The following is a 26,346-nucleotide window of genomic DNA, read 5'->3' on the forward strand; positions in this document are numbered from 1 at the left end:
CGGGCGGTTCCGCATGCTGGGGGCATGGATGAGTTGGCGGCGGTCGCGCATGTGTTGCGGCGCACCACCTTCGGGCCGTTTCCGGGGCAGGTAGAGGCCCTCGTAGACCGGGGTGGTGCCGGGGGTGTCATCGAGAGTGTGCTGGCCGCCGCTCCGGTGGTGCCTGCGACGCCGGTGTTCGACGAGGAGGCCGATGCCGCTTCGAATGGGCCGGTTGGTTCGTGGCTGCGGGCGATGGCGGACCCGGCGGCCGGGGTGCACGAGAAGATGGTGTGGTTCTGGCACGGGCATTTCACGTCGAGTCACGACAAGGTCGATACCTGGGACCTGATGTGGCGGCAGCACTTGTTGTTCCGGAAATTCGCGCTGGGGAATTTCCGGGAGCTGGCGCAGGCGGTGACGGTGGACGGGGCCATGCTGCAGTGGCTGGATGGGGCCGGGTCGGTGGCGCAGGCGCCCAATGAGAATCATGGGCGAGAGCTCATGGAGTTGTTCACCCTTGGGCGGGGGAAGTACACGCAGCGGGATGTGGAGGCCGCGGCGGTCGCCTTGTCCGGATGGAGTGTCGACGACCACGGGTCGGTGGCATTCGATCCGGAATCCGGGAACCAGCGGACCGTGGAGCTGCTGGGATGCCTGGTGACCACCGCCCGCGATGCCGTCGACGTGCTGTGCGATCGGCCCGAGAGCGCGCGGTTCATCGCCGCGAAACTGCACCACTTCCTGGTCGGTCGGGTCGCCTCGGAACAGCGGCTGACCGAGCTGGCCGCGATATTCACGCAGGCGCGCTTGGAGATTCGGCCCCTGGTGGCGGCGATCCTGCACGATCCGTCGTTCGCGGAGGCGAGGTACGCGCGCCCGCGCTATCCGGTCGAATGGGTCACCGCCGCGCTGGCCGTGTGCGGGATCGACAATGCGGCAACCGCTTTCGAGACGATGACCGCGCTCGGTCAATCGCCGTTCTATCCGCCGAATGTGGCGGGCTGGCCGCCGGGGAATCGGTGGATTGCGCCGGGTACGGCCGTCGCGCGAGCGGCGCTTGCGGTGAACGCGCCCGCTCTGACCGAGATCGCGGGGGCCGGCGACCCCGTCGCGGCCGCGTTCACTCGCGCCTCGATCTTCGACCCGAGCCCCGGAACCCGCACCGCCGCCCGCGATCTGGCGTTCGAACTGCGCCGGTACCCGGAACAGGCTGCGACGGCCCTGCTGGCCCTGGTCATCACCTCGCCGGAATTCACGGTGGCATGAACCGGAAGGACATTCCATGGTCTCGTTGAATCGGCGCACCGTGCTGCGAGCAGGTATCGGCGCCGGGGCGGTGGCCGCGGTCGGCGGGGTGGCGGGTCATCGGCTGCTCGGCTCGTCAGGTGCGCCGGAGGTCTGGCATCCGCCCGCGCCGATACGGGCTGCGGCGCTCGACAAGCGGCGGCTGGTGGTGATCGAAATGGCCGGGGGCAGTGACGGATTGTCGATGGCCGTGCCCTACGCCGACTCGCGCTACCGCGACCTGCGGCGCGGCACCGCCATCGCCGCCGAGCACGTGCACGCCATCGACGGCGCGCTCGGCCTGCATCCACAGCTGAGAGAACTGGCCGCCGCGGGCGTCTCGGTGATTCCGGGCGTGGGCACCGCCAAACCCGATCTGTCGCATTTCGAGATGCTGCACCGCTGGCAGACCGGCGATCCCGAGGGCACCGCCCGCCCGGACACCGGATTCCTCGGGCGGCTCTGCGACCACCTCGGCGACCCGGCCGCACCCGCGGTGGGCGTGTCGCTGGGTGTCGGCGCCACACCGGCGCTCGCCTGCGAACGGGTCACCACTCTGTCCGTGGATGCCGGAAACGACGGCCTGTTCCCGGTTTTCGAGGACGAGAACGTCCGCGCCGCCTGGCTGGCAGCCCAGCGGGCCATGGCGCACCCCGACCGCGCCGACACACCGCTCTTCGCCACCGCCCGGGCGGGCAGCGCGTCCGCACTGCGGTTCTCGGATATGGCGGCCACCCTCCCGGCGGCCGCGGACGGCTATCCGGGCAGTGACCTGGGTGTCCAATTGCGTTTGGCCGCACGGCTGCTCGCCGACGACAACCATGGCCTGCGCATCGTGCACGTCCCCATGGGCGCGGACTTCGACACCCATGCGAAGCACCCGCGCCGCTACGAGACCCTGATGCGGGAGCTCGACACGGCGCTGGCCGCCTTCCGCCGGGACCTGGCCGCCCGCGGAATCGCCGATCGCGTGCTCGTCGCCGCGTACAGCGAATTCGGCCGCCGCGTCCCGGTGAACGACTCGGACGGCCTCGACCACGGCGCGGCCGGGACGGCCCTGCTGCTCGGGCCGACGAATCCCGGCGTCTTCGGGGAAACACCGTCACTGCGCGCCCTCGACGCGGACGGCAATCTGCGCGCCACGGTCGATATGACCGAGTTCTACGCCACCCTCGCCGAGAGCTGGTTCGGCGTCCCGGCCGGGGACGTCCTGCCCGGTTCCCCGCGTCCGCTGTCCGGGGTCGTGGCCGGGTGACCGGTACTGATGCTGTAATTGCGCAGGTGCGGGTACTCGTGTGTGAGGACGACTGGAATCTGGGCGACGAGGTCGCGGCCGGGCTGCGCGCGGCCGGTTTCGCGGTGGACCTGGCCCGCGATTGCACCGACGCCGACCTGAAGATCGCCGTCAACGCCTACGACTGCCTGGTCGTCGACCGCGGCCTGCCCGACGGCGACGGCCTCGACCTGGTGCGTGCCCATCGGGACTCCGGGCAGCGCACCCCGGTCGTCATGCTCACCGCCCGCGACGCCCTCGCCGACCGGCTCGACGGCTTCGCTCACGGCGCCGACGACTACGTCGTGAAGCCGTTCGCCATGGATGAACTGGCCGCCCGCGTGGGCGCGCTGTGCCGCCGCCGGGAGCTGCCCGCACCCACCCGCACGGTTGTCGGCACCCTCGTGGTGGACCGGCCGCGCCGCCGCGTCCACCGCGCGGGCACACTGCTCACCTTGACTCCCAAGGAGTTCGGTGTCCTGGAGCTCCTCGCGGTCCGCGCTGGAACCGTCGTGACCCGCGCCGAACTCATCGAATGCTGCTGGGACGAAATGGCGGAACCCGCGTCGAACGTGGTCGACGTCGTGGTAGCCCAGCTGCGCCGCAAGCTGGGCGCCCCGCCCCTCATCGAAACCGTCCGCGGCGCCGGTTTCACCATCACGCCGTGAAGTTCCGGCGGCGCACGACGGCCCACAGCCGCCCCGGTGACGCGGGCGCGCGACCGGCGAACGCCGATCCTGGTGCGGCCGACCACGATTCGCGCGGCCGGCTCGCCCGCCGGCGGCGAAGCAGGCCCACGTCGCAACCGACCACGCCGGGCCGGCTGCGGCGCACGCGGTGGCTGCTGACCGGGCTGTTCACCGCGCTGACCGCCGTCTGCCTGGTTGTGCTCGCGTCCCTCGCGGCCTCCATCGATGGGCATTCGCGGGAGAAGGCCCTGGATGCGGGCGTCGACCGGGTGGTGACCGGGTTGGCGCGCGAGGTGTACTGGAACGAGGACGGCGGCATCGATCTGGAGACCGTGCGCGGCGACGACGATCTGGCCAGCGGCCCCAGCGCCGTCGCGATTCTGGTCCGCGACCAGAACGGCGGCTGGCAGGAACTGTTCGTGCACAGGCGATCCGGACTGCCTGCGGACCTGACCGGACTCGCGCAGCGGGCCGCCGATGCCGAGGACACCCAGTGGCACAGCCGCGTCGACCGCGACGGCAATCCGGTACGGCTGGCGGCGGCCCCGGCCTGGGACAACGACTCCACCGTCGGCGCCGTCGTTTTCGCGGGCGGCGACCCGGCGCCGGGGGAGAGCGACCACCGCAGCCTGGTCGTGGCCCTGTGGGGCGGCGGGCTGACCCTGGTGGCGCTGGCCGCCCTGGCCGGGCACCTGCTGTCCGGGGTGAGCATGCGCCCGGCGGTACGCATGCTCGACCAGCAGGAGCGCTTCCTGTCCGAGGCCTCGCACGAATTACGCACGCCCCTGGCCACTTTGCGGCTCTATCTGGATGCGGCGCTGCGTGATCCGGCCGACACCCGGCGCGCGGTCACCGACGCCCGCGCGCTCACCGACCGCATGGGCCGCATGGTGGCCGGGCTGCTGGCGCGTACCCGCGCCGAAACCGGTGTGGGCGAACTGGATCGGCAGCGCCTGCACCTGGACCAGCTGGTGGAGGGCGTGGTCGCGGAATGCGGCGGCGACGTCACCCTCACCGCGGAACCCACTGCGGTGCGGGCGGATCCGGATCTGCTGGCCCTGGCGGTCCGCAATCTCATCGACAATGCCCTGGTGCACGGCGGCACGCCCGTGGAGGTGCGGGTGGCGGCGGGGCAGGTGCTGGTGCGCGATCACGGGCCCGGCCTGGATCCAGCGCTCACCGACCCCTTCCGGCGTGGCGCGGTCGGGCCGCGCGGGCATCACGGCATCGGCCTGTCACTGGTGCGATGGGTGGCGACCGTCCATTCCGGTTCGGTGACCCTGGCTCCGGCGCCGGGCGGCGGCACCCTGGCCACGCTCGCGCTGCCGGTCGCGCCCGAGGACGTGCCGGGCAGCTCGGCGGAGTTGTCGTGATCTTCATCACATCGGGCGTAGGGTGGCGCGGTGCCTTCCACTCGAGTCGAGAAGTTCGTCGGTGCCCCGCGTCCGAATGTCTTCCGGGCGCTCCTGGATGCGCATTCGGTGCGCACCTGGATGGTTCCCGACGGCATGACCAGTCGCATCCATGAGTTCGATCCCCGCGTCGGCGGGCGGATCCGGATCTCGCTGACCTACGACCTGCACACCCGGGCGGGGAAGACGGCCCCGCACACCGACACGTTCCACGGTGTGTTCGCCCGGGTGGTGCCCGATCGCGAGGTGGTGCAGACCCTCGAATTCGAAACGGACGACCCGGATCTGCGTGGCGAGATGACGGTGACCTACACCCTCGACGACGTCCCGGGCGGGACCCGCGTGACCGCGTACCACGAGAACCTGCCGCCGGGTCTGTCGCCCGACGAGAACGAGATCGGCTTCCGCGCGGCCCTGGCCAAACTCGCCGAGCATGCCGAGCAGGCCGCCGAGGACTGACACCGCCCGCGAAATCCACTGGCACCGGCCGCGAAGTCGCCGTCGATTCCTCGGCATTGCGCGGCGATGAGCGCTGCCCGCCGAGATGACCTGTGCGCTACCAGGAGATGGCCGGCAGAACAAGCCTGGATGACCAGCCGGAAATTCGTACAGTTGATTGGTATGGCGCTGCCGGGTTTTCCGAATCCGTCCGGCGTCGCCGACTACGACGACCGGCGGCGTCGCGCGCGCCGGCGCGCGACCCGCTCGGGCGTCGGCTGGGTCCGCTGGCGGCGGACCCGGCTGCTGTTCTTGCGGCTGAGCCTGGTGCCGCTGGTGGCGCTGGGCGCCTTCGCCGAATACATGGGCCTGGACGTGCTGCCGGAGCAGGCTCGGCTGGCGCGCACCGAACCCGCCGTGCTGCCCATCGCGGGCCCGTCGGATGCGCAGGCCGGCGATACCGCCGTCTTCGATCTGGTCGGGTTGGGTGTCCTCGACGCCGGTGACACCGCCCGGGCGCTGCCGTCGCTGCGGCGGCTGGGATCGGTGTGGGCGGTGCGCTACGACAATGCCGGTATCGACACCAAGGTCATCTCGGATCTGATCGTGAAGGTCACCGACGCGGCCAAGGTGCCGAACGTGGTGCTGACCGGGCACAGCATGGGCGGGGTCATCGCGCTGGAGATCGCCAAGCACCTGCACCAGGACAGCAGGAAGCGGGTGCGGGCGGTGATCCTGGACTGCACGCCGGTGGATCTGAACGCGGTCCGCCCCGAGAGCCGCGACCAGGGCGAGGAAATGCTGCGCTGGATGGGCTGGGTGCCCGGTGCGCGGGAGAGCCGGCTGCTGCGGCTGATCGTGGAAACGTATGCGCGCCATGAGAGTTTCGTCGGCGGACGCTATGTGATCCGTGGCGACGAGTTCCGCGCAGCGGTGAGGAACGTTCTGCGCGACAAGATCCTGAACACCGATGCCGCCAGCAACGGCCTGATCGAGGCCCAGTTCAAGGCCATCGTGGCCGGCGGCGCGGTCGACGATCTGCGGGCGCTGTCCAAACCCGCTGCGGGCAAACCCCGTCCGGCCATCGTGTTCATCCGGCCGCACAACCCGTACGACGATCCGATCGTGGATGTGGAGTACTCGCACAAGGTGCTGATCGACCAGGTGGGCGGCGTGAACGGGACGCTGCTGGTGGTGACCACGCGAACCACCGGGCACGCCAACCCGATCGAACGGCCCCAGGAGTACAACACGGTCATCGAGCAGCAGGTGGTGCCGTTCGTGCGGCAGGTGCAGGCCGACGAGGCGGCGGTGGTCTCGGCCGGGCGCTGACCCGATCGGCGAATCAGCGCACCGCGTCGTCAGCGGCCGGGCGAATCAGCGGATACGGCTGCCCAGCAGGTGGCGGACGCCGCTGACGAAAAGCTGCAGGCCGAAGTCGAAACGGGCGGTGGCGTCGGGCATGTCGTAGAGCGGCGAGTTCTCCTCGGTCAGCGCGCCCGCGGAATCCATCTGGATGCGCGACTGCTCGTCCACTGTCTGGCCGAGCACGTAGTACAGCAGCGTGTAGGCGGCGAGCTCGGCTTCCTCGCGCGTCATGCCCGCGCGAATCGCGGCGCTGGCCAGGCGTTCCCGGCCCTTGCTGGTGGTGAGGCGGGAAGCGTATGTGGCCGAGACCAATTCGGCGCCGTCGCGATAGGCCAGCAGGCATTCGCGCAGCCGGTGCGCCAATTCGGTCATCTGCTTGGACCATTCGTCGGCCCGGACCGGTTCGTCCATGGGCGCGAGAATCCGGTCGGCGATCGCACCGAGCAGCGCCTGCTTGTTGGGGAAGTGCCAGTACAGCGCACCGGGCTGGACGTGCAGCGAGCCGGCCAGCCGGCGCATGGTCAGATCCGCCAGACCGTACTGGTCGAGAATGGCGATGGCCCCGTCGACCACGTCCGTGCGATGGAGTTGCACTGAAAAACCCGACCCTCTCGTGTTCCGGCTCACGTTCCGGACTGCTAGCCTACCCTGAACACCGTTCAAGTTGCTCGGCCACACCGGTCGGACGAAGGGATTCGCGCGGACATGACTCAGGCAGCCGTCACCACCGATGCTGTGACCACAGCAGGCGATGACATTCTCGCCATCGCCCGCGAGCAGGTGCTCGAGCGCGGCGTCGGCCTGACCCAGGACCAGACCCTCGAGGTGCTGCGCCTCGGCGACGACCGGCTCGAGGAGCTGCTCGGCCTGGCGCACGACGTGCGCATGAAGTGGTGCGGGCCCGAGGTCGAGGTCGAGGGCATCATCTCGCTCAAGACCGGCGGCTGCCCGGAGGACTGCCACTTCTGTTCGCAGTCCGGACTTTTCCAGTCCCCGGTGCGCGCGGCGTGGCTGGACATCCCGTCGCTGGTGGAGGCCGCCAAGCAGACCGCCAAGACCGGCGCCACCGAGTTCTGCATCGTGGCCGCGGTACGCGGTCCGGACGAGCGGCTGATGGCGCAGGTCGCCGCGGGCGTCGAGGCCATTCGCAACGAGGTCGACATCCAGGTCGCCTGCTCGCTCGGCATGCTCAACCAGGAGCAGGTGGATCAGCTGGCCGCCATGGGCGTGCACCGCTACAACCACAACCTCGAGACCGCGCGCTCGCACTTCCCGAACGTGGTCACCACCCACACCTACGACGAGCGCTGGGACACCCTGCGCATGGTGCGCGAGGCGGGCATGGAGGTCTGCTCCGGCGGCATCCTCGGCATGGGTGAATCCCTTGAGCAGCGCGCCGAATTCGCCGCGCAGCTGGCCGAACTGGAGCCCGACGAGGTTCCGCTGAACTTCCTCAACCCGCGCCCGGGCACTCCCTTCGGTGACCTCGAGGTGCTGCCCGCGGCCGACGCCCTGCGCGCCGTCGCGGCCTTCCGCCTGGCCCTCCCGCGCACCATCCTGCGTTTCGCGGGCGGCCGTGAGATCACCCTCGGCGACCTGGGCGCCAAGCAGGGCATCCTCGGTGGCATCAACGCGGTCATCGTCGGCAACTACCTGACCACCCTGGGCCGTCCCGCCGAGGCCGACATCGATCTGCTCGGCGAGCTCAAGATGCCGATCAAGGCGCTCAACGAAACCCTCTGAGACGAGCGGGCTATGGAAAACCGGTACCGTGGCGGTACGGTCTCTCCGGCCCGCATTACCGTGCACTGCTATTGAGACACGAAGGATCCATCGAGGTGATCGTGGACATCGAGGAGCGCTACAACCCTTTCACGGGTAAGCGGATCGTGCCGGGTCTGGATGATCCGGTTCCCGCGGCCGCCGCTCTGGGCCTCGAGCCCCCGCGCTTCTGCGAACAGTGCGGCCGCCGCATGATCGTGCAAGTCAGCCCCGACGGCTGGTGGGCGAAATGCTCCCGCCACGGTGTTCTCGACTCCACGAGCCTGGAACACCGCTAGTGGCAACCACACTCACCGCCGAGCCGGGCGGACTACGCGTCGACGTACTGATGCGGGAAGTGCGCGCGGCGGCGGTGGTGTGCACCGTCCTCGTCGCGGTGAGCGCCCTGGCCGGGGTGGTGTGGGCGTTCCTCGCTCCCGCCGAGCAGCTGCTGGTGGTCGAACCCGACCGCGGCACCGCCCTCACCGGCGAGAGCGTGCATCGTTTCGATGCCCTCGCCATTTTCGTGCTGATCGGCATCGTGCTCGGTGTCCTCGGCACGGCCGCGGCCTGGCGCTGGCGCCGGGCGCGGGGGCCCGTGCTGCTGTCGGGCATTCTGCTCGGCTCGCTGGGCGGCGCCTTCCTGATGAAGGTGGTGGGGGAGGCCGTCGCCGAGCAGTTGCACACCCGCCCTCGACATCCCGCCCTCCACACCATCGTGGATTTCGCTCCCGCCGTGGAGGGTTGGGCCGCGCTGATCGCCCAGCCGCTGGCCGCGGCCGTGGTGGCGCTCCTGCTGACCGCCCTCAGCACCTCCGACGATCTCGGTAGCGGCCAATTCCTCCCGTTCGGCGGCAGCCGCCCAGATCCGGCCGTGCTCGCCGGGCCCCAGTACGGTTCCGCCATCACCTACGGTCCGTACCCCGGCGGCCCGCAGCAGGCCATGGGCGTGCGAGAACCCGTGGTGCCCTTCGACGCTCCCGGTTCGCTGCCGGATTCCGGCGCCACCCGCTGACCGGGCTCCGGCAATATTCGCTGGAGCGCGGGCGTTGTACCCCCTACCGTGTTCGCGTCCACGGATCCGAATCACCCAGGGGGACCCCATGAAGCCCGCACCTGCCGATCGTGCCGGCTCGGCACCGGCGGAACGCCCCGACCTCACCGCGTGGCGTCAGCGTCACGAACTCCGCAGATCCAATGCGTCCCAACCGATCCCGAGCGGCCGCCGCTACAAGCGCACCGCCAAACACCGCGATCGTTCCCAGGACCGGTGATCGTCTAGCGGTATCCACGTTTGAGCAGGTACTCGGCACCCGCTTGGAAGGCCGCCGGGGTGAGGAGTGCGAAGTCGAAGGCATCGGCGAGACGGTTGGTCGTATTGAATGCCGCGCAGACCGCCAGGGCGTCCTCGATCTGTTGCGATGTGACGCCGGCCGACAGCACGTTGCGCATGTCCGCGCTGGTCACCGCGCCCTCGCGCGTGAGTGTGCCGAGCATCCGAAGGGTTGCCCGCAGACCATCCTCGATCGGCGCCGAATCCACATCGGCCAGCACCGATCGGACACGGTCGTCATCCGCGTAGGCCTGGGCGGCGGTGGCGGTGTGCGCGCCGATGCAGAAGTCGCATTCGTTGACCTTGGAGATATAGGCGGCCATCAGTTCCCGGTCGGCGACCGACCAGGCCGAGGGGCCGCGCATGGCCTCGTGCGTGAAGGTTTTCGCCTGGGCGCCATAGAAGTCGGGGCGGTAGAAGACCAGCTTGGCGGCATCGGGCACGGGCTGGCGGGAGAACAGTCTGATGAGGCCGAACAGGAGCTTGGTCGCCGGGCGGTAGCCGGCATTGAGAACGTCGGGGCGCATCAGGCGTCCTCCTCTGCGGCTGCCAGGGCGGCGAGCCCGGCCTCGTACAGCCGGGCCGACTGGCCGACCGCCGCGCAGACAACCAGCTCGAAGAGCTGATCCTGGCTGTAGCCCGCGGTCTCGGCGGCGGCGAAGTCCGCGTCGGCGGTCTGCGTCGGCCTGGTGGCGACCTTGTCGATGAGCTCGCGCAACGGGGGCGGAAGATCGGCATTGTGAAAGGCGCGGGCGCGCAGGTCTTCCGGCGCCGTGCCCGTCCCGTTCAGCACCCGGTCCACCAGGGCGCGGTGTGCTGCTCGCTTCCTGTCCTGGGTTGCCACGACCGCCTCCGTCGGCTCAGCTACCTGCCTTTCCTTGTGACCACCATAGGCCCGCGCTCGATCCCGGCGCCGCGTGCTCCTCTCGTGACGGGTTCGGCGCCGCTCACGAGGTGTGAATCCTGGTGAAGGGCAACAGGATTGCGGCGGTGCGCGCGGGGTTTTCGACGAAGGGTGAGTGTCCTGCGTCGGGGATGGTGGTCACCGTCGCACCGGGGACGCTGCGGTATTCGTCCGTGGCGGTGTCGGGGCGCCACCGGCGGTCCTGGTCACCGAAGATCACCAGGAGGGGTTTGCCGAGGTCGGTGAGGCGGTCCGGGAGGGTGCGCCGGGTGATGTAGTCGGTGCTGGCCGCGGTGGTCGCGATGAGAGCGTGGTAGGTCATGCCGCGCAGGTCGTCGACGAACTGCTGGGGTATCGGGTAGGTGTCGGTGGCGAAGGCGCTGTGCAGGGCCTGACGCAGGAGGTCGTCGGTGCGAACCTGCCAGAGGAGGTCGCCGACGCCGGGGGTGGTGAGCAGTTGGGAGGCCGGGCTTTCGGAGGTGTCGTCGCTCATGGCGGGGCCGGCGTCGATCAGGGCCAGGCCGGTCACCAGGTCGGGGCGTTGTTCGGCGACCGAGGTGGCGACCGCGCCGCCGGTGGAGTGGCCGACGACGAGCGCGTGCCGGATGCCGAGCTGGTCCAGCACACCGGCGACCCGATGTCCTTGCTGCGGAATCGAATACTCGTCACCGACGGGTTTGGCGGATCCGCCGTGGCCGAGCAGGTCGACGCGAATGACGTGATAGCCGGACAGCAGTGGAGTCAGCCGGTCCCACCAGTGGGCGGAGGCGCCGAGGCCGTGGATCAGTACCAGGGCCGGATCACCGGCGGGACCGTCCTGGCTGACATGGATGTCCTGGCCGTCGACGGTCAGTGTCGAATCGCCGGTGGCCGCGGCGCTCTGCGGTGCCGTCACCGCTGCGCTGCCTAGCACGAGCATCGCGCCGGCGACAGCCGCGGCTATCGGGTGGCGCGGGCCGCGTTTCCGGGCGCGGCGCCGGGCCTGCGCTGCCTGCGAATGGTCAGTGAGTACAGCTGAAGAATTCACGCACTCACTCTCGCCGTCGCCGCAACCTCCCGGCTTGAACAAATGTTCCCCGGCCTCCACCATGAAGGTGTGCGCGTCACCGCACCCGAACCTGTCTGGGATGTCGTCTGCCCCTCGCGGCCCGGCCGGCTCCCCGGTATCCGCATGGCCGGGTTCCGCGATCTTGGGGTGAATCCTGTTGATCAGCTGGCGCTGCCGCATCCCGACATCACGCTGCTGCTGGAGTTCGGCCCCGGCTCGGTCACCGTCGACGACGCCGCGGGCCGGTGCGGGGGCAGCCTGGTCGGCGGGCTCGGTACCGGCACCCGGCGCGTGCGCGGTGCGCAGATCGAATGCGTGCAGGTGCGCCTGTCTCCTCTGATCGCGGGTCCGCTCCTGGGCCTCTCCCTCGCCGAATTGTCCGACGCCCTGGTGCCTTTGGACGCCCTGTGGGGTCGCGAGTCCGCGCTGATCCGCGAACAACTGGCCGAAACCCCGTCGTGGGACCAACGTTTCGCACTGATCGAGGCCCTGCTCGCCCGCCGCTACGCGGACGCGCCATCGGCCGACCCGGAGGTGGTCTGGGCCTGGCGCCGCATCCGCTCCGGTCACGGCCTGGTCCGGGTCGACGCCCTCGCCGACGAACTCGGCTGGACCCGCAAACGCCTGTGGTCCCGATTCCAGACCCAACTCGGCCTGCCCCCCAAACGTGCCGCCACCCTGATCCGCTTCGACCACGCCGTCCACCGCCTGGCCGCCGGCACCGACCCGGCCCGCGTCGCCGCCGAATCCGGCTACGCCGACCAATCCCACCTCCACCGCGACATAGTCGCCTTCTCCGGCATCACCCCCACCGCCGTCGCCGTAACCTCCTGGCTCGCCGTCGACGACATCGCCTGGCCGACCGCTGGGTTGGCGAGCATGCCCACCGAATCGTGGGTCGGTGCGAGATGATCATGGGATGCAGATCCGGGATTCTCATCCGATCGTGGATGCCGTGCTCGATCGGCATCGGCGGGAGATCGGTGATTCCTTGCCGGTATACCGGAATCATGTGCTGCGCTGTCTGAACTATCAGCAGTTGTTGCTGGGGGAGGCGGTGCCGGATAGTGCGGCGCTGGCGTGGGCGGTGCACGATCTGGGGATCTGGACGGTGGGAAGCTGGGACTATTTGGATGCGTCGGCGGATCTGGTGGGCCGTCATGCTGCTGAATTCGGGATCGACGATATCGAGGCTGCACGTCGGATGGTGCTCGAGCATCATCGGCTTCGCGGCGTCGACGATCGGTTGGCCGAGACCTTCCGCATCGCCGACCGCATCGATGTGACACACGGGCTGCTTCATCGACCGGTGACCAGGGCCGAGGTGAAAGCTGTTGTCGCACAGTTGCCCTATGTCGGCTTCCACGCATTCCTGGCCCGGCAAGCCGCTCGCTATGCGCTGACCCATCCGACGCGCCCGATGCCCATGGTCCGCTGGTAGTTCCGGCTATCGGTGCGAGTCGGGGATGGCGAAGCCGAATTTGGCGGCGAGGGCCTGGACATCGGCGCGGTCTTCGGGGGCGGGCGGGTAGGCGGTTTTGAAGGTGAACATCCATGGGGCGGAGATGCAGTCGACCTTTTCGCCGTCGATGGTGCCGGTGCCCGTCAGGGAATCGGCGGGATATTCGATGCCGTAGGTGACACGACCGTCGGCGTCGTGGTCGAACACGTGAATGTCGACCGAGGTGTCCGGGCCCTTGGACATGACGTAGTTCCACGCCGTGTGGTCCGGCCCGCGATCGGCGAGATAGCCCATCCCCGTGAGGATTTCGCGCACTCGGTCGGCCCGGCCGCGGCGCACCGCGATATCCAGGTCGCTGTGCGGGCGGGTCTGCTCGCCCAGTAGCGCGTCCACGCACCAGCCGCCGTCGATCCAGATGGTGATGCCGGCCCGGGCGCAGGCCCGGTACAGGTCGAGGACGTCGGCTGCTTCCATGCCGGTCAGCGTAGGGCAGCGCGGTCGGTGCAGGGCGGCGATCAGCGCGGCCGGCGCGAGTCCACCACCGACGCGCCGGCCTTCACCCGACCCGTCCGTTCCCGAGGGTGCGCCGGCGGTCCGCGACAAGCAGCTGGCCGAGGGCTATGCCTCCGTCGTTCGGGGGGACGTGGCGGTGGCTGTGAACGTCGAATCCGTCGCGCTCGAGGATCGTGAGGGAGTTGACCAGGAGGAATTCGTTGAGGAATACGCCGCCGGAGAGGACGACCTGCCGGATGCCGGTGGCACGGGAGATCTCGCGGCATTGCCGTCGGACCATGGTGACCACGCCGGAATGGAACCGACGGCTGATCTGCGGGAGCGGTAGGCCGGCGGCGAGGTCCGCGGCGATCGCGCGGATCACCGGTCCGAAGTCGACTTCGGTTGTGGTGTAGTCGAACTCGTATCCGTCGGCCATGGCGAGGTCGCGCTCGAGCAGGCCCTCCAACTCGATCGGGCCCTGGGCCTCGTACTCGGCGTAGCAGCAGATATCCAGGAGGGCGGCGACTCCGTCGAAGAGCCGGCCCATGCTCGATACCTCGGGCGAATTGATTCCCTGCGCTCGCATCGTCGAATACACGTGCCGGCGATCCGGCTCGAGCCGGCCGATCGCCGGGAACGCCTTGACGGCCGTGTCGATATCGCCGAATGCGTCCAGGGCGACCGATACCCCGGTTCGAATCGGTTCGTGCACCGCTCGGTCACCGCCGATCAGCGCCAAACGCCGCAAATGCGTTGCCCGCTCGAATCTTTCGAAGCCGCCCACCAGGAATTCCCCGCCCCAGATGGTGCCGTCGGTGCCGTAGCCGGCTCCGTCGAACACCACACCGATGGCCGGTCCGGTGAGCCGATTCTCCGCCATGCACGCGGCCATATGAGCGTGATGATGCTGGACGAACACGGGATCGCCCGGTTCGCCGATGCCCTCGTGCACACTGCTGGAGCGGAACTGCGGGTGCATGTCGTAGACACCCGCCGCGGGCTCCAGATCATAGAGCGACGCCAGGTGTGCCGCCGTCTTGCGATGAGCGGCAAAGGTTTCGTCGTTCTTCAGGTCGCCGATGTGCTGGCTGAGGAAGACCCGGGAGCCAGCGGAGAGGGCCACCGTCGTCTTGAGTTCGGCGCCATAGGCGACCAGCGGAGCCAGCGGACGGCCGACGTCCACCGGATACGGCGCATACCCGCGTCCTCTGCGCAGGAACGTCATCAGGGGCCCGTCCAACTCGGGGTGGGCGGACAACCGGACCACGGAATCGTCGACCCTGATCTCGATTTCACGGTCGTGGTAGAGGATCACATCGGCGATCTCGAAAAGCTGCTGGAGCGCATCCTCGTTGCGATGGACTATCGGATAGCCCGAGATGTTTCCACTCGTCATGATCACCGCGTCCAGGCCGGATTCGTCCAGCAGCAGGTGATGATGCGGTGCCGAGGGCAGCATCAGGCCCAGATTCGGATTCCTCGGGGCGACGCCTTCCGGGAGCGCGCCGGAACGCTTGCGCGCCAACAGGATCGGCCGCGCGGGCGACCGCAGCAGTGCTTCCTCCGCCGCGGACAGTTCCACGATCCGATGGGCGGTGGCCAGATCCCGAACCATGACGGCGAAGGGTTTCGAATCCCGGCGTTTGCGCCCGCGGAGCAAGGCCACCGACTCGGCGCGGCGCGCATCCACGGCGAGGTGGAAGCCCCCGACACTCTTGACGGCCGCAACCCGCCCCGCCGTCAATTCCCGTGCGCACCGGCGCAATGCGTCCTCGCCTTCGAGAACCGCTCCCTGCCGGTCGGCGAGGAACAGACGAGGTCCGCAGTCCGCACAGGCATTGGGCTGTGCGTGAAAGCGCCGGCTCATCGGATCCCGATACTCCCGGTCGCACCTCTCGCACATGGTGAACGAGCGCATCGTGGTCTGCGATCGGTCGTACGGAAGTGCGCGAATGATCGAATATCGTGGACCGCAGTTCGTGCAGTTGATGAACGGGTACCGGTAACGGCGATCGGCCGGATCGCGCAACTCGGCCAGACAGTCGGCACACACATGCGTATCCGCGGGCACTAGAGCGACTTTCGCTCCGCTGTGCGCACTGTGCACGATCTCGAAATCGGTGGCCGCCGACCGCCCCACCGATCTGCTGAGGGCTACCACCCCATCGACGCGGGCCAACTCCGGAGCCTTGCTCGCCAATTCCTCGCTGAAGCGTCGCAGCACGGACTCGTGGCCGCTCGCCTCGATGAGCACGCCCTCGGGATCGTTGCGAACCCATCCGGCCAAGTCCCGCTCACGGGCGAGCTTGTAGACGAACGGGCGATAGCCCACGCCCTGAACAACGCCGGTAACCCTGATTTTCCAGGTCGCAAATTCGGTCATGACATCGGTTCAACACAGCCGGGGCAGCTCGGCGCCGCGGAGAGGTTGCAGTGTGGATTCGCGGCCGGCGGAATCCCGGAGAACGACCGCCGCGCCATCGAGGGCGGTCACTTCGCCGATCGCCACGGCGTGCCGGCCGTACTCGTGCGCGTGGAGCGCGGCGAGCACCTGATCGGTCGCCTCGGGATCGATGAAGATCGCCACGCAGCCCTCGTTGGCACAGTGCAGTGGATTGATCCCCAGCATGTCCGCCGCCATCGCGGTCTCGTGCTGAATGGGCAATGCCGGAGCCTCGATCCGGATTGTCTTGTCCAACTTGCCCGCGTACTCGTGCAGCACCGCCGCGAGTCCGCCGCGGGTGACATCGCGCATCGAGCGAATCGATCCGGCCGGCACCGCGGCGAACACGCCGTCGATCATGGTGTTGAGGGGTGCGCAATCGCTGAGGACCCGGCTTTCGAAGCCGAGACCCTCCCTGATCGACAGCAGATGCACGGTGTGATTACCGAGGGGACCGGACAGGATGACCGCATCCCCGGGGCGCACGGCGTCCATCCGCAGCGGCTCCCGGGCGAAGAAACCGACCCCACTTGTGTTGAGGTACAACTGATCCGCTTCCCCGGCGCGCACGACCTTCGTATCGCCGCACACGATCTGCACGCCGGCTTCGCGAGCAGTGTCCCTGATCGAGGTCAGCACCCGGGACAGGCGGTCGAACGGCAGTCCCGTCTCGAGGATCATTCCGAGCGTCAGATACCGCGGAGCCGCTCCCGAGACCGCCAGATCATTGACGGTCCCGCACACCGCGATCTTTCCGATGTCGCCATTGCCGAAGAACAGCGGGTCGACCACGAAGCTGTCCGTGGTCATCGCGATACGGCTGCCCTCCACCGCGAGGACGGCACTGTCCTCCATCTCGCCCACATAGACGTCGCCCAAGGTCTCCGCGATGAATGCCACGAGTTCGCCGGACAGTGTCGCGCCGGTGCCGTGGTCGAGTTGGATCTGCTGGGTTGCGAGAGTCACGGTGTCTTGGTCTCCTTCCGGGGGAGACCGCCGTTCTCATCGATCGTCCGCAGAATCTCCTCGGAATCGGCGACCGTGGCGCAGTAGCCCTCGAGCCATTCGAGTGCGCGCTGCCGGTCGGCTTCGACGGCGGAGAATACGCAGTCGCTCGGCACGCCGACAATGTATCCGCGGAAGAATGCGTCGGCCGCCGTCGTCTGAATGCAGATCTGGGTTTGCAGACCGATGAGAATCAGGGTCTCGACCCCGATTGCCTGGAGCCGCTCGTGCAGATCGGTCTCGTAGAATCCGCTGTCCTTGCTTCGCTCCTGAACGATATCGTCCGGCTCGAGGAAGTCCCGGATCACCTCGGCGCCCGCCGTGCCGCGCAGCGCGGGGACGCGGCCGTCGTACCGCTCGGCGAGGGGATCGTCGGGTTCGTTGATGAGCTGCAGGTGAAAGACGGGATAGCCGCGTTTCCGCAGATCGGACAAGAATCCCGCCACATGTGCGGTCGCCGCGGCGATCGCCGCCCGGCGTTCCGGATTCTTTCCGACGATATCGTACTGCAAGCCGCTCGTGAGGACTGCAATCTTTGACATGTCGACTACTCCAGTAATTAGTTGTTCTGCGTCGCGCCCGAGCGATTTTGCAGATCCTGGGCGATATTCGACCAATTGACCGCGCATTGATACGCGAATTCGATGATGTGGTCCCGGGTATGCGGGAGCATGGCGTCGGCTATTTTCTCGATATCGGTGCTCTTCACCGCGTGCTGATGCATCCAGCGCAGGAGGTCGCGGCCGCTGGCGCTCATGCGCAGCGCCGGGTCCCGGGCCAGCAGGGCCAGCAGGGCGCCGAGATCCGCCGGCTTCTCGGGAGGCGAAGGGGGTGTCGGCCGATCGGGGGTGTCGGAAAGTTTGCTCTCCGACTCCGGTGGGGTACGGGGAGTTCTGTTTTCGTTCGAATGAACGAGCGGATCCTCCCCGCGTTCGAGCCGGGCGCGTACATCGCGAACGGTGGACGGGGACAAGCCGACTTCTTGAGCGATGCTGCGCAGGGACGCGTCCGGGCGGGCCAGGATCAGCTCGGCGGCGGTGCGCCGGGCCGATTTGGTGTCGACGGGTCGTAGGCGGCCATCACTTCCCAGGCGATGGCTCGATCGCGAATCGTCGTCGATCCGGCCGCGGATCGCTGCCACGGTCTTCGCGGACAGGCCCGCGGTGGTCGCGATCGAACGATCCGACCAGTGTGGATGCGTCCGCATGATGCGTTCCGCGGCAGCGCGCCGATCGCTCAGGGACAGCGGCAGGCCGTGGGTCGTGTTTTCGCGTACCCCGACGATGAATGCGAGTTCCTCGGAACCGTCCACCAGATATGCATCAATATGTGTGAATCCCTTCAGTCGCGCGGCGAATGTGCGGTGAAATCCATCGATGACCCGCATTGTGGGCCGATGAACGAGAATGGGCGGCAAAGGCCACTCGGCCTCGACCAACCTTTCGATGTGCGAATGATCCTCACCCTCGGATCTCGGGGAGCCGATAGTAACCAGCGATGCAATCTCTAAGGTTGTTCTGACGCGGTTCAATTTCGAGGAGTGCTCCAAATATGTAGTGCCCCTTGGTCTTACAGGGTCAGAATTCGAAAATTACCGCAGGCTCATCCTTCCGGCAAGAGGACTCGACCGGTCGGCATGGTTGTTGTGATCGCCCACCGTCCCAGGTGCCGTGAGAGTGTGTCGATCCACAGGTCGTCCGCCCCTCCCCGGGGTGTGCAACCGCGTGAAAGCCGCAGTTGCACAGCATGATTCGAGCCATCGCCGCAGGGCAGACGGCCTCGCGGGGTGTGGTTGGGTGCACTGTGCCCGCTCACAGTCGGATACGTCACTCGGTGGGATCGACGGCGCGCGATCGGCCCTTGTCCCGAAGATCGACATGTGCGGTAATACCGTGGCCGACTTCGGTTTCCGTATATGTAAATCGCAATCACACAAATATGCTCGGGGAGATTCGATGTCCATGACCGGTACCGAGCGTGAAAAGGACGCGGCGGTCGTCCCGTTGCGCTGGGTGGGCCCGATCAAGATCACTGGCAATGTGGTGGACGAACCGATCGAGGTCCCGCTGGCCACCTACGAGTCACCGCTGTGGCCGTCGGTGGCGCGCGGCGCCAAGGTCACCAGGCGTTGCGACCGCGGCGTCGTGTGCACGCTCGTCGACGAGCGGATGACCCGGTCGGTCCTGCTCGAGGCCGACGACGCCGGTACGGCACTGGCGGCGGTCCGCCGGCTCGGGGATTCCATGGGGGAGATGCGCCGGATCGTCGCCGACTGCAGCCGCTATGCCGAACTCCTGGATGTCCGGCACCAGATCGCCGGAAATCTGCTGTTCGTGCGGTTCGAATTCGCTACCGGCGACGCTTCCGGCCACAATATGGCGACCCTGGCCGCCGATGCCCTCCTCGCGTACCTGGTGCGCGTATTCCCCGGTCTGCGTTACGAATCCGTGTCGGGGAACTTCTGCACGGACAAGAAGGCGTCCGCGGTGAACGGCATTCTCGGCCGCGGCAAGAATGTGGTGACCGAACTGCTGATCCCGCGTGCCGTGGTGGCGAACGATCTGCACACGACCGCGCGGCGGGTAGCGGCTCTCAATGTCCGCAAGAACCTGATCGGAACGAGTCTGGCGGGCGGAATCCGTTCCGCGAACGCGCATTACGCGAACATGTTGCTGGCGATCTACCTGGCCACCGGCCAGGACGCGGCCAATATCGTCGAGGGCTCGCAGGGCATCACGCACGCCGAGGACCGCGATGGTGATCTCTATTTCTCGTGCACGCTGCCGAACATCATTGTCGGAACGGTCGGAAACGGAAAGGGACTGGATTTCGCCGCGGCGAATCTCGCCAGGTTGGGCTGCGGTGCGGACCGGGCGGCTGGGGAGAATGCCCGCCGGCTCGCCGTGGTGACAGCGGCGGCGGTGCTGTGCGGCGAGCTGTCGCTGCTGGCAGCCCAGACGAACGCCGGTGAACTGATGCGGACGCATCTGAATTTCGAACGCCCACCATCGGATAGAGAGAATTGACGTGGTGTTTCCTATTGGAATTCACGATATCGCGTTGGCGACCGGGCATTACGCGCTGGACCTCGAGGAGTTGGCGGAGCGGCACGGTGTCGACCCCGGCAAGTACACCATCGGCCTGGGGCAGAGTACGCAGACCGTCCCGGCGACGGACGAGGACATCGTCACCATGGCCGCCGCCGCGGCGAAGCAGATCCTGGCCGAGCACGATGCCGGGGATATCCGCACCGTCCTGCTCGCCACCGAAACCGGGATCGACCAGTCCAAAGCGGCTGCGATCTATGTGCAGGACCTGCTGGGATTACCGTCCTCGACGCGGGCGGTGGAATTGAAGCAAGCGTGTTACGGGGGCACGTCGGCGCTGCACTTCGCGGCCGGACTCGTGCACCGCGACCCCGGCCACAAGGTATTGGTGCTCGCCAGCGATATCGCGAAATACGATCTCGGTTCCGCCGGTGAGGCCACGCAGGGCGCGGCCGCCGTCGCCATGCTGGTGTCAGCGGACCCGGCTGTCGCGGTCCTCGAGCCCGTGTCGGGTCTGCACACCGCCAATGTGCAGGACTTCTGGCGGCCCAACTACCGCTCGACACCGATGGTGGACGGCAAGCTGTCGGTCTCGCTGTATCTCGAAGCGGTGGAACAGGTTTGGAAGGACTACGAAGCCCGCGGCGGCCGGTCGATCCAGGATTTCGCGGCGTTCTGCTATCACCAGCCGTTCACCAGAATGGCCTACAAGGCGCACGCGCGGTTGCTGGAAATCCACGGTATCGACACCGATAACGCGCGGCTGGACGCGGACCTCGCACACACCACTATCTACAATCGCCTTGTCGGCAACAGCTATACGGCCTCGCTGTACGTGGGCCTCATGTCGTTGCTCGACCACGCCGAGGACCTCAGCGGGCGCTCCGTCGGAATGCTGAGCTACGGATCGGGTTGTGTCGCGGAGTTTTTCGGATTGTCGATGGTGCCGAGATATCGGCGGCGACTGCGAACTTCGGCCAACCAGTCCGCCATCGCACGACGGGAGCCGATCTCCTACGAAAGATATCGTGAGATAAGGGATTTCGAGTTGCCCGAGGACGGTTCGTCGACGGTATTGGCGGTCGACGGGGCCGGACCATTCCGTTTGCGGGCCGTTGCCGAGCATTCGCGAATGTACGAGGCATGTCACCTGATTCAGGCATGAGGATGGGTGCTGAACGGTCGGCCGATCCCACCCTCGGTCATGGCCGGGCCGTCGCCAAACTGATCCTGCTCGGTGAGCATGTGGTGCTCTACGGTCGCCCGGCGATCTCGCTGCCGGTGCCGCTCGTGGGGGTGACCGCCACCGCGCGCCGATCCAGGGGCCCGGCCACCGTGGAGTCGACGAACGCGGCAGGTCGGGGACGGACTGCGGGGCCGGGCGATCCCGCGGTGTCGCGGCTGGCGGTAGCGGCGGTCTGCCACCATCTCCGGGTTCCCGATGACGGCCTGGCCATCACCATCGACAGCGATATCCCCAGCGAGCGGGGTCTGGGTTCGAGCGCGGCGATATCGGCGGCCATCATCAGGGCGGTCGCCGATCTGTGGGATCGAAAGCTTTCCGACGAAACACTTTTCACGCTGATTCAGGAATCGGAGGCGCTGGCGCACGGGAACGCCAGCGGTGTCGACGCGCGCACGGTGATCGGCTCGGCCGGGCCGCTCTGGTTCCAGCACGGGATGACGCGGCCACTTCCGGTGGCGGACAGCGCGGATCGAGCGGTCCTGGTGGTCGGCGACACCGGTGTGGCGGGCAGCACCCGAGAGGCGGTGGCGACCGTGCGCCGGCGACTGCAGGCCCTCGGCGCGGCAGGTGAGGATCTGCTCGAGCGGGCCGGGCAGCTCACCCACGGTGCCGCCGAGGATCTGCGGCTCGGGCGGTTCGCCGAGCTGGGCGATGCCATGACCGGCGCACAGCGGATTCTGGTGCGATTGGGCGTCAGCTGCCCGGCCGTCGACGAGCTGGTGGCCGCCGCGCTGGCCGGGGGAGCTCTGGGCGCCAAACTCTCCGGCGGCGGACTCGGGGGCTGCGTCATCGCACTGACCACCGACGCCCCCGCCGTCCGCGCGGCGCTGCTCGCGGCGGGTGCCCAGCGCTGTCTCGAGGTTCCGTTGAATCCGGTGGAAGTATGAATTCCGTTGCGGCGATCGCGCATCCGAATATCGCCCTGATCAAGTACTGGGGCAAGCGGGACGAGGTCCTGCACCTGCCCATGACCACCAGCCTGTCGCTGACCCTGCGGGAATTCCCGACCACGACCAGGGTCACGGTGGGGCCGGACCCGACCGCCGACCGGGTGACCTTCGCCGGAGCCCCGGCGCCCGAGGCGTTCGCCGCGCCGGTCTCGCGGTTTCTCGAGCTGGTGCGCGAGCGGTCCGGCGACCGGCGGTACGCGGTGGTGGACACCGTGAACACGGTGCCGACCGGAGCCGGATTGGCCTCCTCGGCAGCGGGTTTCGCCGCACTGGCGCTGGCCGCCGCAACCGCCTACGGACTGGATCTGGATCGAGCCGCGCTGTCCCGGCTGGCGCGCCGCGGGTCCGGCAGTGCGGCGCGCTCGGTCTTCGGTGGCTTCGCGGTGTGGTGGCGTGGCGTGGGTGCCGGCGCGGCCGGTGACCTGAGCAGCTTCGCCGAGCCGATCGACGCGCCGCTGCTGGACCCGGCGCTGGTGGTGGCCCTGGTCGATACCCGCGAAAAGGCGGTTCCCAGTAGGGAAGCCATGCGGCGGACCATGGCCACGTCGCCGTTCTATCCGCCGTGGGTGGCGGAGTCGGCCCGGGACCTGGACCGCATGCGGGCGGCGCTGCGCGAGGGCGATCTGGGCACCGTCGGGGAGATCGCCGAGGCCAACGCCCTCGGTATGCATGCCACCATGCTTGGCGCTCGACCGGCCGTACGGTATTTCGCACCCGGCACCCTGCGCGTGCTGGACCTGGTGCTGGAGTTGCGTGCCGCGGGCATCGGCGCCTGGGCCACGATGGACGCCGGTCCGAATGTGAAGGTGCTGTGCGATTCCCGCGACAGCGCTGTCGTCGCGGCGGCCGTCGCCGAGGTGGCCGGGGGAGTGGAGCGGATCGTGGTCACCACCGCCGGGCCCGGTGCCGTCCTCTCCGACAGCGGAGAACGATGATCACCGTTGCCGTTCCGGGCAAGCTGTACATCGTCGGCGAATACGCGGTCCTGGAGCCGGGCAGCGCCGCGGTGCTGGTCGGCATCGATCGCTACGTGCGCGTGCGCCTTACCCCGGTGAGCTCGGTCGGTCCTGCTCTCCGGACGGTCACGACCAGCCGCGCCCCCAGGCGTCGCGTCGAATTCGTCTGCCGGGAAACGGGTTTCGAGCAGGTCTCGGCGAAGTCAGCCGATGCGGCCGGGCTGTCCCATGTGCTGGCGGCCCTGGCCATCGTCGACCGTTACGCGGCCGGATCGGGTCGGCAGCCGATGGGCTTCACCCTCGAAATCGACTCCCAGCTGGATGATTCCGCCACCGGACGCAAATACGGGCTGGGGTCCTCCGGAGCGGTGACCGTCGCGGTGGTACGGGCTGTCGCCCGGGCCTACGGGTTGCCGCTGGATCCCGACACCGAGACGAAACTGGCTCTGCTGTCGGTGTTCTCGGTGGATCCGCACTGCTCCGGAGGTGATGTCGCGGCCTCGGCGCATGGCGGCTGGATGTACTACCGGACTCCGGATCGCGCGGCCCTGACCGCGGCGCTGGCGCGGCCGGACACCGAACTCGGGGCGCTGATCCGGCGGCCGTGGGAACACCTGACGGTACGGTCGCTGCCGCCCCCTCGCGCGCTGTCGCTGGAAGTGGGATGGGTTGGGCGACCGGCGGATTCGAGCGTACTGGTAGCGGCCATGAAACGGGCCGTCCGGCACCATGGTTCGGCCTATCGGCGGTTCGTCACCGCCAGCGATCAGTGCGTCGAGCAGTTCGCGACGGCGTGCCGCTCCGGCGACGATCGAGCTGCCGAGCTCGCGCTGAGCACCGCCGGTCGCTTGCTCCGTGAGCTGGCCGCGGTATCCGGCACCGCCATCGAGAGTCCCGAACTGTCTCGATTGCGCTCTCTGGCCGAGGAACTCGGTGCCGCGGCGAAGAGCTCCGGCGCGGGCGGCGGCGACTGCGGAATCGCCCTGATCGATCCCGCCCGCGCGCCGACCCTGCGGCAGCGCTGGCGAGCCGCCGGCATCGAACCGCTGAATCTCCGGGTACCCGAGAGGAAAGAGAGCATCAGATGAGCTATGCCAGCCGCAAGGACGATCATGTCCGCCTGGCCGTCGCGCAGCATCGCGAATCGATGGCCGGGCATCGTCCGCCTCCGTTCGATGAGGTCGCCTTCGTCCACCACGCCCTGCGGGGCACCGCGGAGCACGCCGTCTCGCTCGCCACCGAGGTGGGCGGCACGACGTGGCCGGTGCCGCTGTACATCAACGCGATGACCGGCGGCAGCGCCCGCACCGGCGAGGTGAACCGTGGGCTGGCCATCGCCGCACGGGAGACCGGTTTGGCGATCGCGTCGGGTTCGATGAGCGCGTACCTGGCAGACGGTTCGGTGGCCGAGACCTACCGCGTGCTGCGCGGCGAGAATCCGGACGGCTATGTCATCGCCAACGTCAACGCCAATGCCACACCGGAGATGGCGATGCGTGCGGTGGAGCTGTTGGGTGCCGACGCACTGCAGGTGCACGTCAATGCGATCCAGGAGATCGTGATGCCGGAGGGCGATCGGGACTTCTCGGCCTGGCCGCGCCATATCGCTCGCCTCACCGAGACGCTGGGCATACCGGTGATCGTGAAGGAGGTCGGGTTCGGGATCAGCGCCGACACGGTCACGCGGCTGGCCGAGCTCGGCGTGCGGATCGTCGACGTATCCGGCAATGGCGGAACGAATTTCGCGCTGATCGAGAATGCCCGGCGCCGAGGAGCCGACTTCGACCTGCTCGCCGACTGGGGCCTGTCCACCCCGGCCTGCCTGGTCGACGGAGCCGAGGCGGCTTTGACGAACGGGGTCGCGCTGCTCGCCTCCGGCGGGGTGCGCACTCCGCTCGATGTCGTTCGCGCCCTGGCGCTCGGCGCCCGCGCGGTGGGGGTATCCGGGCACTTCCTGACGATCCTCGAGTCCGAGGGCGTCGATGCGCTGATCACGGCGATCACCGCGTGGATCACGCAGATCCGGCAGCTCATGGTGGTGCTCGGCGCGGAAACCGTGCGCGCGCTGGCGGATGCCGACCTGCTGCTGACCGGCGGGCTCGCCGAGATCTGCCGACTGCGCGGCATCGACCCGGCCGCCTATGCCCGGCGCTCCCGGAATCCGCTGCGCCCCATCGTGCCGACGAGCCGGTTCCGCTGAGATGAGCGCGGTCGCATCGAATGAATTTGCGGCACACCACATCCGGCGTGCGTGGGGCGCCTCGATTCGCCGAGAATGCTGATACCCTACCCGCGGGTAACATGGATAGCGCTAAGTTACCCGTGGGTAACTTAGCGCAAGTTATGATGCGACGAGCGCCGAGCGACACAGCGTCGCTTCGTGAATGAAAGGCCACTGCATGAGCCCCCTGCAAATAACGCTGGGCATCATCTCCATACTGGTCGGTGTGCCCGCGTGGGCCGGGTTCGTCTTGGCGGTGCGCAATATCGTGCGCACCATCCGGCTGGGGCAGCCGGCACCGGACCGGTTCGGGCCGTTCCTGCCCCGAATCGCCACCCTGATCAAGGAATTCGCGGCGCACACCCGCATGGTGAAGTTCCGGACTGTCGGCTGGGCGCACTGGCTGGTCATGGTCGGCTTCCTGCTCGGGTTCGTCACCGTCTTCCAGGCGCAGGGGCAGATCTTCAGCCCCACCTTCACGTGGCCGTGGATCGGTGACACCCTCGTCTACCACCTGCTCGACGAGCTGTTGGGCCTGGGCACCATCGTCGGTGCGTTGGCGCTCATCATCATTCGGCAGGCCAACCACCCGCGGCGGCCCGCACGGCTCTCGCGGTTCTCCGGCTCCAACTTCCTGGCGGCCTACTTCGTCGAGCTCATCGTGCTCGCCGAGGGCATCAGCATGGTCGGTGTGAAGGCACTGGTGCAGGCCTACACCGGTGAGCACCATGCCGCCAGCGACTTCGTCAGCATGAATATCGCCAAGCTGCTGCCCGCGAGCGCTGCGGCGGTCTCGGTCTTCGCGTTCTGCAAGCTGATGACGGCGCTGGTGTGGGTCGTGGTGGTCAGCCGCAATATCGACTGGGGTGTGGCGTGGCACCGGTTCGCCGCGTTCTTCAATATCTATTTCAAGCGTGAGGCCGATGGCGGCGTGGCCCTTGGTGCGGCGAAGCCGATGATGTCGAACGGTAAGCCGATCGAGATGGAGACCGCGGATCCGGACAATGACACCTTCGGTGTGGGTAGGTT

At 68.2% G+C, this 26,346-nt stretch carries 26 protein-coding genes and 1 pseudogene; 18 read left to right on the plus strand and 9 right to left on the minus strand.

All coding sequences use genetic code 11. From position 1 onward, the window contains the following. The first annotated feature begins 24 nt into the window (after nt 1-24). The 6 genes from ACFXHE_RS34880 (at nt 25) to ACFXHE_RS34905 (ending at nt 6,410) form a co-directional block, all read left to right on the plus strand. Entirely contained in the window at nt 25-1,248 is a 1,224-nt protein-coding gene (locus tag ACFXHE_RS34880) for a DUF1800 family protein (RefSeq protein WP_379388912.1), read from the plus strand. A gap of 16 nt (nt 1,249-1,264) precedes the next feature. Further along, the gene (locus ACFXHE_RS34885; RefSeq protein WP_379388913.1) at nt 1,265-2,521 is read left to right on the plus strand and encodes a DUF1501 domain-containing protein; all 1,257 of its coding nucleotides are present in this window, start codon (nt 1,265-1,267) and stop codon (nt 2,519-2,521) included. Between the two features lie 26 nt (nt 2,522-2,547). Continuing rightward, entirely contained in the window at nt 2,548-3,207 is a 660-nt protein-coding gene (locus tag ACFXHE_RS34890; RefSeq protein WP_379388914.1) for a response regulator transcription factor, read from the plus strand. Continuing rightward, on the plus strand, nt 3,204-4,601 hold the full coding sequence (locus tag ACFXHE_RS34895) for a sensor histidine kinase (protein ID WP_379388915.1): 1,398 nt from the start codon (nt 3,204-3,206) through the stop codon (nt 4,599-4,601). The genes ACFXHE_RS34890 and ACFXHE_RS34895 overlap by 4 nt, the downstream gene beginning before the upstream one ends. A 30-nt stretch (nt 4,602-4,631) precedes the next feature. Beyond that, nucleotides 4,632-5,099: an SRPBCC domain-containing protein gene (locus tag ACFXHE_RS34900; protein ID WP_379388916.1), complete on the plus strand. Its 468-nt coding sequence runs from the start codon at nt 4,632-4,634 to the stop codon at nt 5,097-5,099. A gap of 162 nt (nt 5,100-5,261) precedes the next feature. Beyond that, nucleotides 5,262-6,410 (plus strand): alpha/beta fold hydrolase, encoded by a 1,149-nt coding sequence (locus tag ACFXHE_RS34905; RefSeq protein ID WP_379388917.1) that lies wholly within the window; start codon nt 5,262-5,264, stop codon nt 6,408-6,410. 45 nt (nt 6,411-6,455) lie between these two features. Here ACFXHE_RS34905 and ACFXHE_RS34910 read toward each other — a convergent pair whose 3' ends face one another. After that, on the minus strand, nt 6,456-7,040 hold the full coding sequence (locus ACFXHE_RS34910; RefSeq protein WP_379388918.1) for a TetR/AcrR family transcriptional regulator C-terminal domain-containing protein: 585 nt from the start codon (nt 7,038-7,040) through the stop codon (nt 6,456-6,458). A gap of 111 nt (nt 7,041-7,151) precedes the next feature. Between ACFXHE_RS34910 and bioB the strand changes: the two genes are divergently transcribed. The 3 genes from bioB to ACFXHE_RS34925 all read left to right on the plus strand — a co-directional run bounded on the left by bioB (nt 7,152) and on the right by ACFXHE_RS34925 (nt 9,222). After that, nucleotides 7,152-8,189, plus strand: coding sequence for a biotin synthase BioB (gene bioB, locus ACFXHE_RS34915; protein ID WP_354842846.1), 1,038 nt, complete (start codon nt 7,152-7,154; stop codon nt 8,187-8,189). Between the two features lie 101 nt (nt 8,190-8,290). Next, nucleotides 8,291-8,506, plus strand: coding sequence for a hypothetical protein (locus tag ACFXHE_RS34920; protein WP_354843205.1), 216 nt, complete (start codon nt 8,291-8,293; stop codon nt 8,504-8,506). Continuing rightward, nucleotides 8,506-9,222, plus strand: coding sequence for a DUF2567 domain-containing protein (locus tag ACFXHE_RS34925; RefSeq protein WP_379388919.1), 717 nt, complete (start codon nt 8,506-8,508; stop codon nt 9,220-9,222). Before ACFXHE_RS34920 ends, ACFXHE_RS34925 begins: the two co-directional genes overlap by 1 nt. A gap of 263 nt (nt 9,223-9,485) precedes the next feature. Here ACFXHE_RS34925 and ACFXHE_RS34930 read toward each other — a convergent pair whose 3' ends face one another. The 3 genes from ACFXHE_RS34930 to ACFXHE_RS34940 form a co-directional block, all read right to left on the minus strand. After that, complete coding sequence (locus ACFXHE_RS34930; RefSeq protein ID WP_379388920.1) at nt 9,486-10,067, minus strand: carboxymuconolactone decarboxylase family protein; 582 nt, start codon at nt 10,065-10,067, stop codon at nt 9,486-9,488. Continuing rightward, a complete protein-coding gene (locus ACFXHE_RS34935; RefSeq protein ID WP_379388921.1) occupies nt 10,067-10,384 on the minus strand; it encodes a hypothetical protein in 318 nt (105 codons plus the stop codon). Before ACFXHE_RS34935 ends, ACFXHE_RS34930 begins: the two co-directional genes overlap by 1 nt. A gap of 103 nt (nt 10,385-10,487) precedes the next feature. After that, nucleotides 10,488-11,339, minus strand: a complete 852-nt coding sequence (locus tag ACFXHE_RS34940; RefSeq protein ID WP_379388922.1) for an alpha/beta fold hydrolase — start codon at nt 11,337-11,339, stop codon at nt 10,488-10,490. A 201-nt stretch (nt 11,340-11,540) separates the two neighbouring features. Between ACFXHE_RS34940 and ACFXHE_RS34945 the strand changes: the two genes are divergently transcribed. Continuing rightward, complete coding sequence (locus tag ACFXHE_RS34945) at nt 11,541-12,404, plus strand: helix-turn-helix domain-containing protein (RefSeq protein ID WP_379388923.1); 864 nt, start codon at nt 11,541-11,543, stop codon at nt 12,402-12,404. 7 nt (nt 12,405-12,411) lie between these two features. Then, a complete protein-coding gene (locus ACFXHE_RS34950; protein WP_379388924.1) occupies nt 12,412-12,933 on the plus strand; it encodes a hypothetical protein in 522 nt (173 codons plus the stop codon). Nucleotides 12,934-12,939: 6 nt separating this feature from the next. Here the strand turns inward: ACFXHE_RS34950 and ACFXHE_RS34955 are convergent, their stop codons facing one another. The 5 genes from ACFXHE_RS34955 to ACFXHE_RS34975 all read right to left on the minus strand — a co-directional run bounded on the left by ACFXHE_RS34955 (nt 12,940) and on the right by ACFXHE_RS34975 (nt 18,335). Continuing rightward, a complete protein-coding gene (locus ACFXHE_RS34955; RefSeq protein WP_379388925.1) occupies nt 12,940-13,428 on the minus strand; it encodes a nucleotidyltransferase domain-containing protein in 489 nt (162 codons plus the stop codon). Between the two features lie 82 nt (nt 13,429-13,510). After that, entirely contained in the window at nt 13,511-15,832 is a 2,322-nt protein-coding gene (hypF, locus tag ACFXHE_RS34960; protein WP_379388926.1) for a carbamoyltransferase HypF, read from the minus strand. A gap of 9 nt (nt 15,833-15,841) precedes the next feature. Next, the gene (gene hypE, locus ACFXHE_RS34965; protein WP_379388927.1) at nt 15,842-16,858 is read right to left on the minus strand and encodes a hydrogenase expression/formation protein HypE; all 1,017 of its coding nucleotides are present in this window, start codon (nt 16,856-16,858) and stop codon (nt 15,842-15,844) included. After that, entirely contained in the window at nt 16,855-17,514 is a 660-nt protein-coding gene (locus ACFXHE_RS34970) for a cysteine hydrolase (RefSeq protein WP_379388928.1), read from the minus strand. The genes hypE and ACFXHE_RS34970 overlap by 4 nt, the downstream gene beginning before the upstream one ends. Further along, nucleotides 17,457-18,335: a hypothetical protein gene (locus tag ACFXHE_RS34975; RefSeq protein ID WP_379388929.1), complete on the minus strand. Its 879-nt coding sequence runs from the start codon at nt 18,333-18,335 to the stop codon at nt 17,457-17,459. Before ACFXHE_RS34975 ends, ACFXHE_RS34970 begins: the two co-directional genes overlap by 58 nt. Nucleotides 18,336-18,852: 517 nt before the next feature. On the opposite strand from ACFXHE_RS34975, the gene ACFXHE_RS34980 reads away from it, so the two are divergent. The 7 genes and pseudogenes from ACFXHE_RS34980 to ACFXHE_RS35010 all read left to right on the plus strand — a co-directional run. Continuing rightward, complete coding sequence (locus tag ACFXHE_RS34980) at nt 18,853-19,923, plus strand: hydroxymethylglutaryl-CoA reductase (RefSeq protein WP_379388930.1); 1,071 nt, start codon at nt 18,853-18,855, stop codon at nt 19,921-19,923. Between the two features lie 4 nt (nt 19,924-19,927). Further along, nucleotides 19,928-21,109 (plus strand): hydroxymethylglutaryl-CoA synthase, encoded by a 1,182-nt coding sequence (locus ACFXHE_RS34985; RefSeq protein ID WP_379388947.1) that lies wholly within the window; start codon nt 19,928-19,930, stop codon nt 21,107-21,109. A gap of 2 nt (nt 21,110-21,111) precedes the next feature. Beyond that, the gene (mvk, locus tag ACFXHE_RS34990) at nt 21,112-22,077 is read left to right on the plus strand and encodes a mevalonate kinase (RefSeq protein ID WP_379388931.1); all 966 of its coding nucleotides are present in this window, start codon (nt 21,112-21,114) and stop codon (nt 22,075-22,077) included. Next, a complete protein-coding gene (gene mvaD, locus ACFXHE_RS34995) occupies nt 22,074-23,075 on the plus strand; it encodes a diphosphomevalonate decarboxylase (RefSeq protein ID WP_379388932.1) in 1,002 nt (333 codons plus the stop codon). The genes mvk and mvaD overlap by 4 nt, the downstream gene beginning before the upstream one ends. Then, nucleotides 23,072-24,184 (plus strand): phosphomevalonate kinase, encoded by a 1,113-nt coding sequence (locus tag ACFXHE_RS35000; protein WP_379388933.1) that lies wholly within the window; start codon nt 23,072-23,074, stop codon nt 24,182-24,184. Before mvaD ends, ACFXHE_RS35000 begins: the two co-directional genes overlap by 4 nt. Next, the gene (gene fni / locus ACFXHE_RS35005; protein ID WP_379388934.1) at nt 24,181-25,296 is read left to right on the plus strand and encodes a type 2 isopentenyl-diphosphate Delta-isomerase; all 1,116 of its coding nucleotides are present in this window, start codon (nt 24,181-24,183) and stop codon (nt 25,294-25,296) included. Before ACFXHE_RS35000 ends, fni begins: the two co-directional genes overlap by 4 nt. A gap of 199 nt (nt 25,297-25,495) precedes the next feature. Next, nucleotides 25,496-26,346, plus strand: a pseudogene (locus ACFXHE_RS35010) (Fe-S oxidoreductase); the annotation flags it as partial.

Source organism: Nocardia sp. NPDC059229 (genome assembly GCF_042754165.1).
Lineage (GTDB): Bacteria > Actinomycetota > Actinomycetes > Mycobacteriales > Mycobacteriaceae > Nocardia.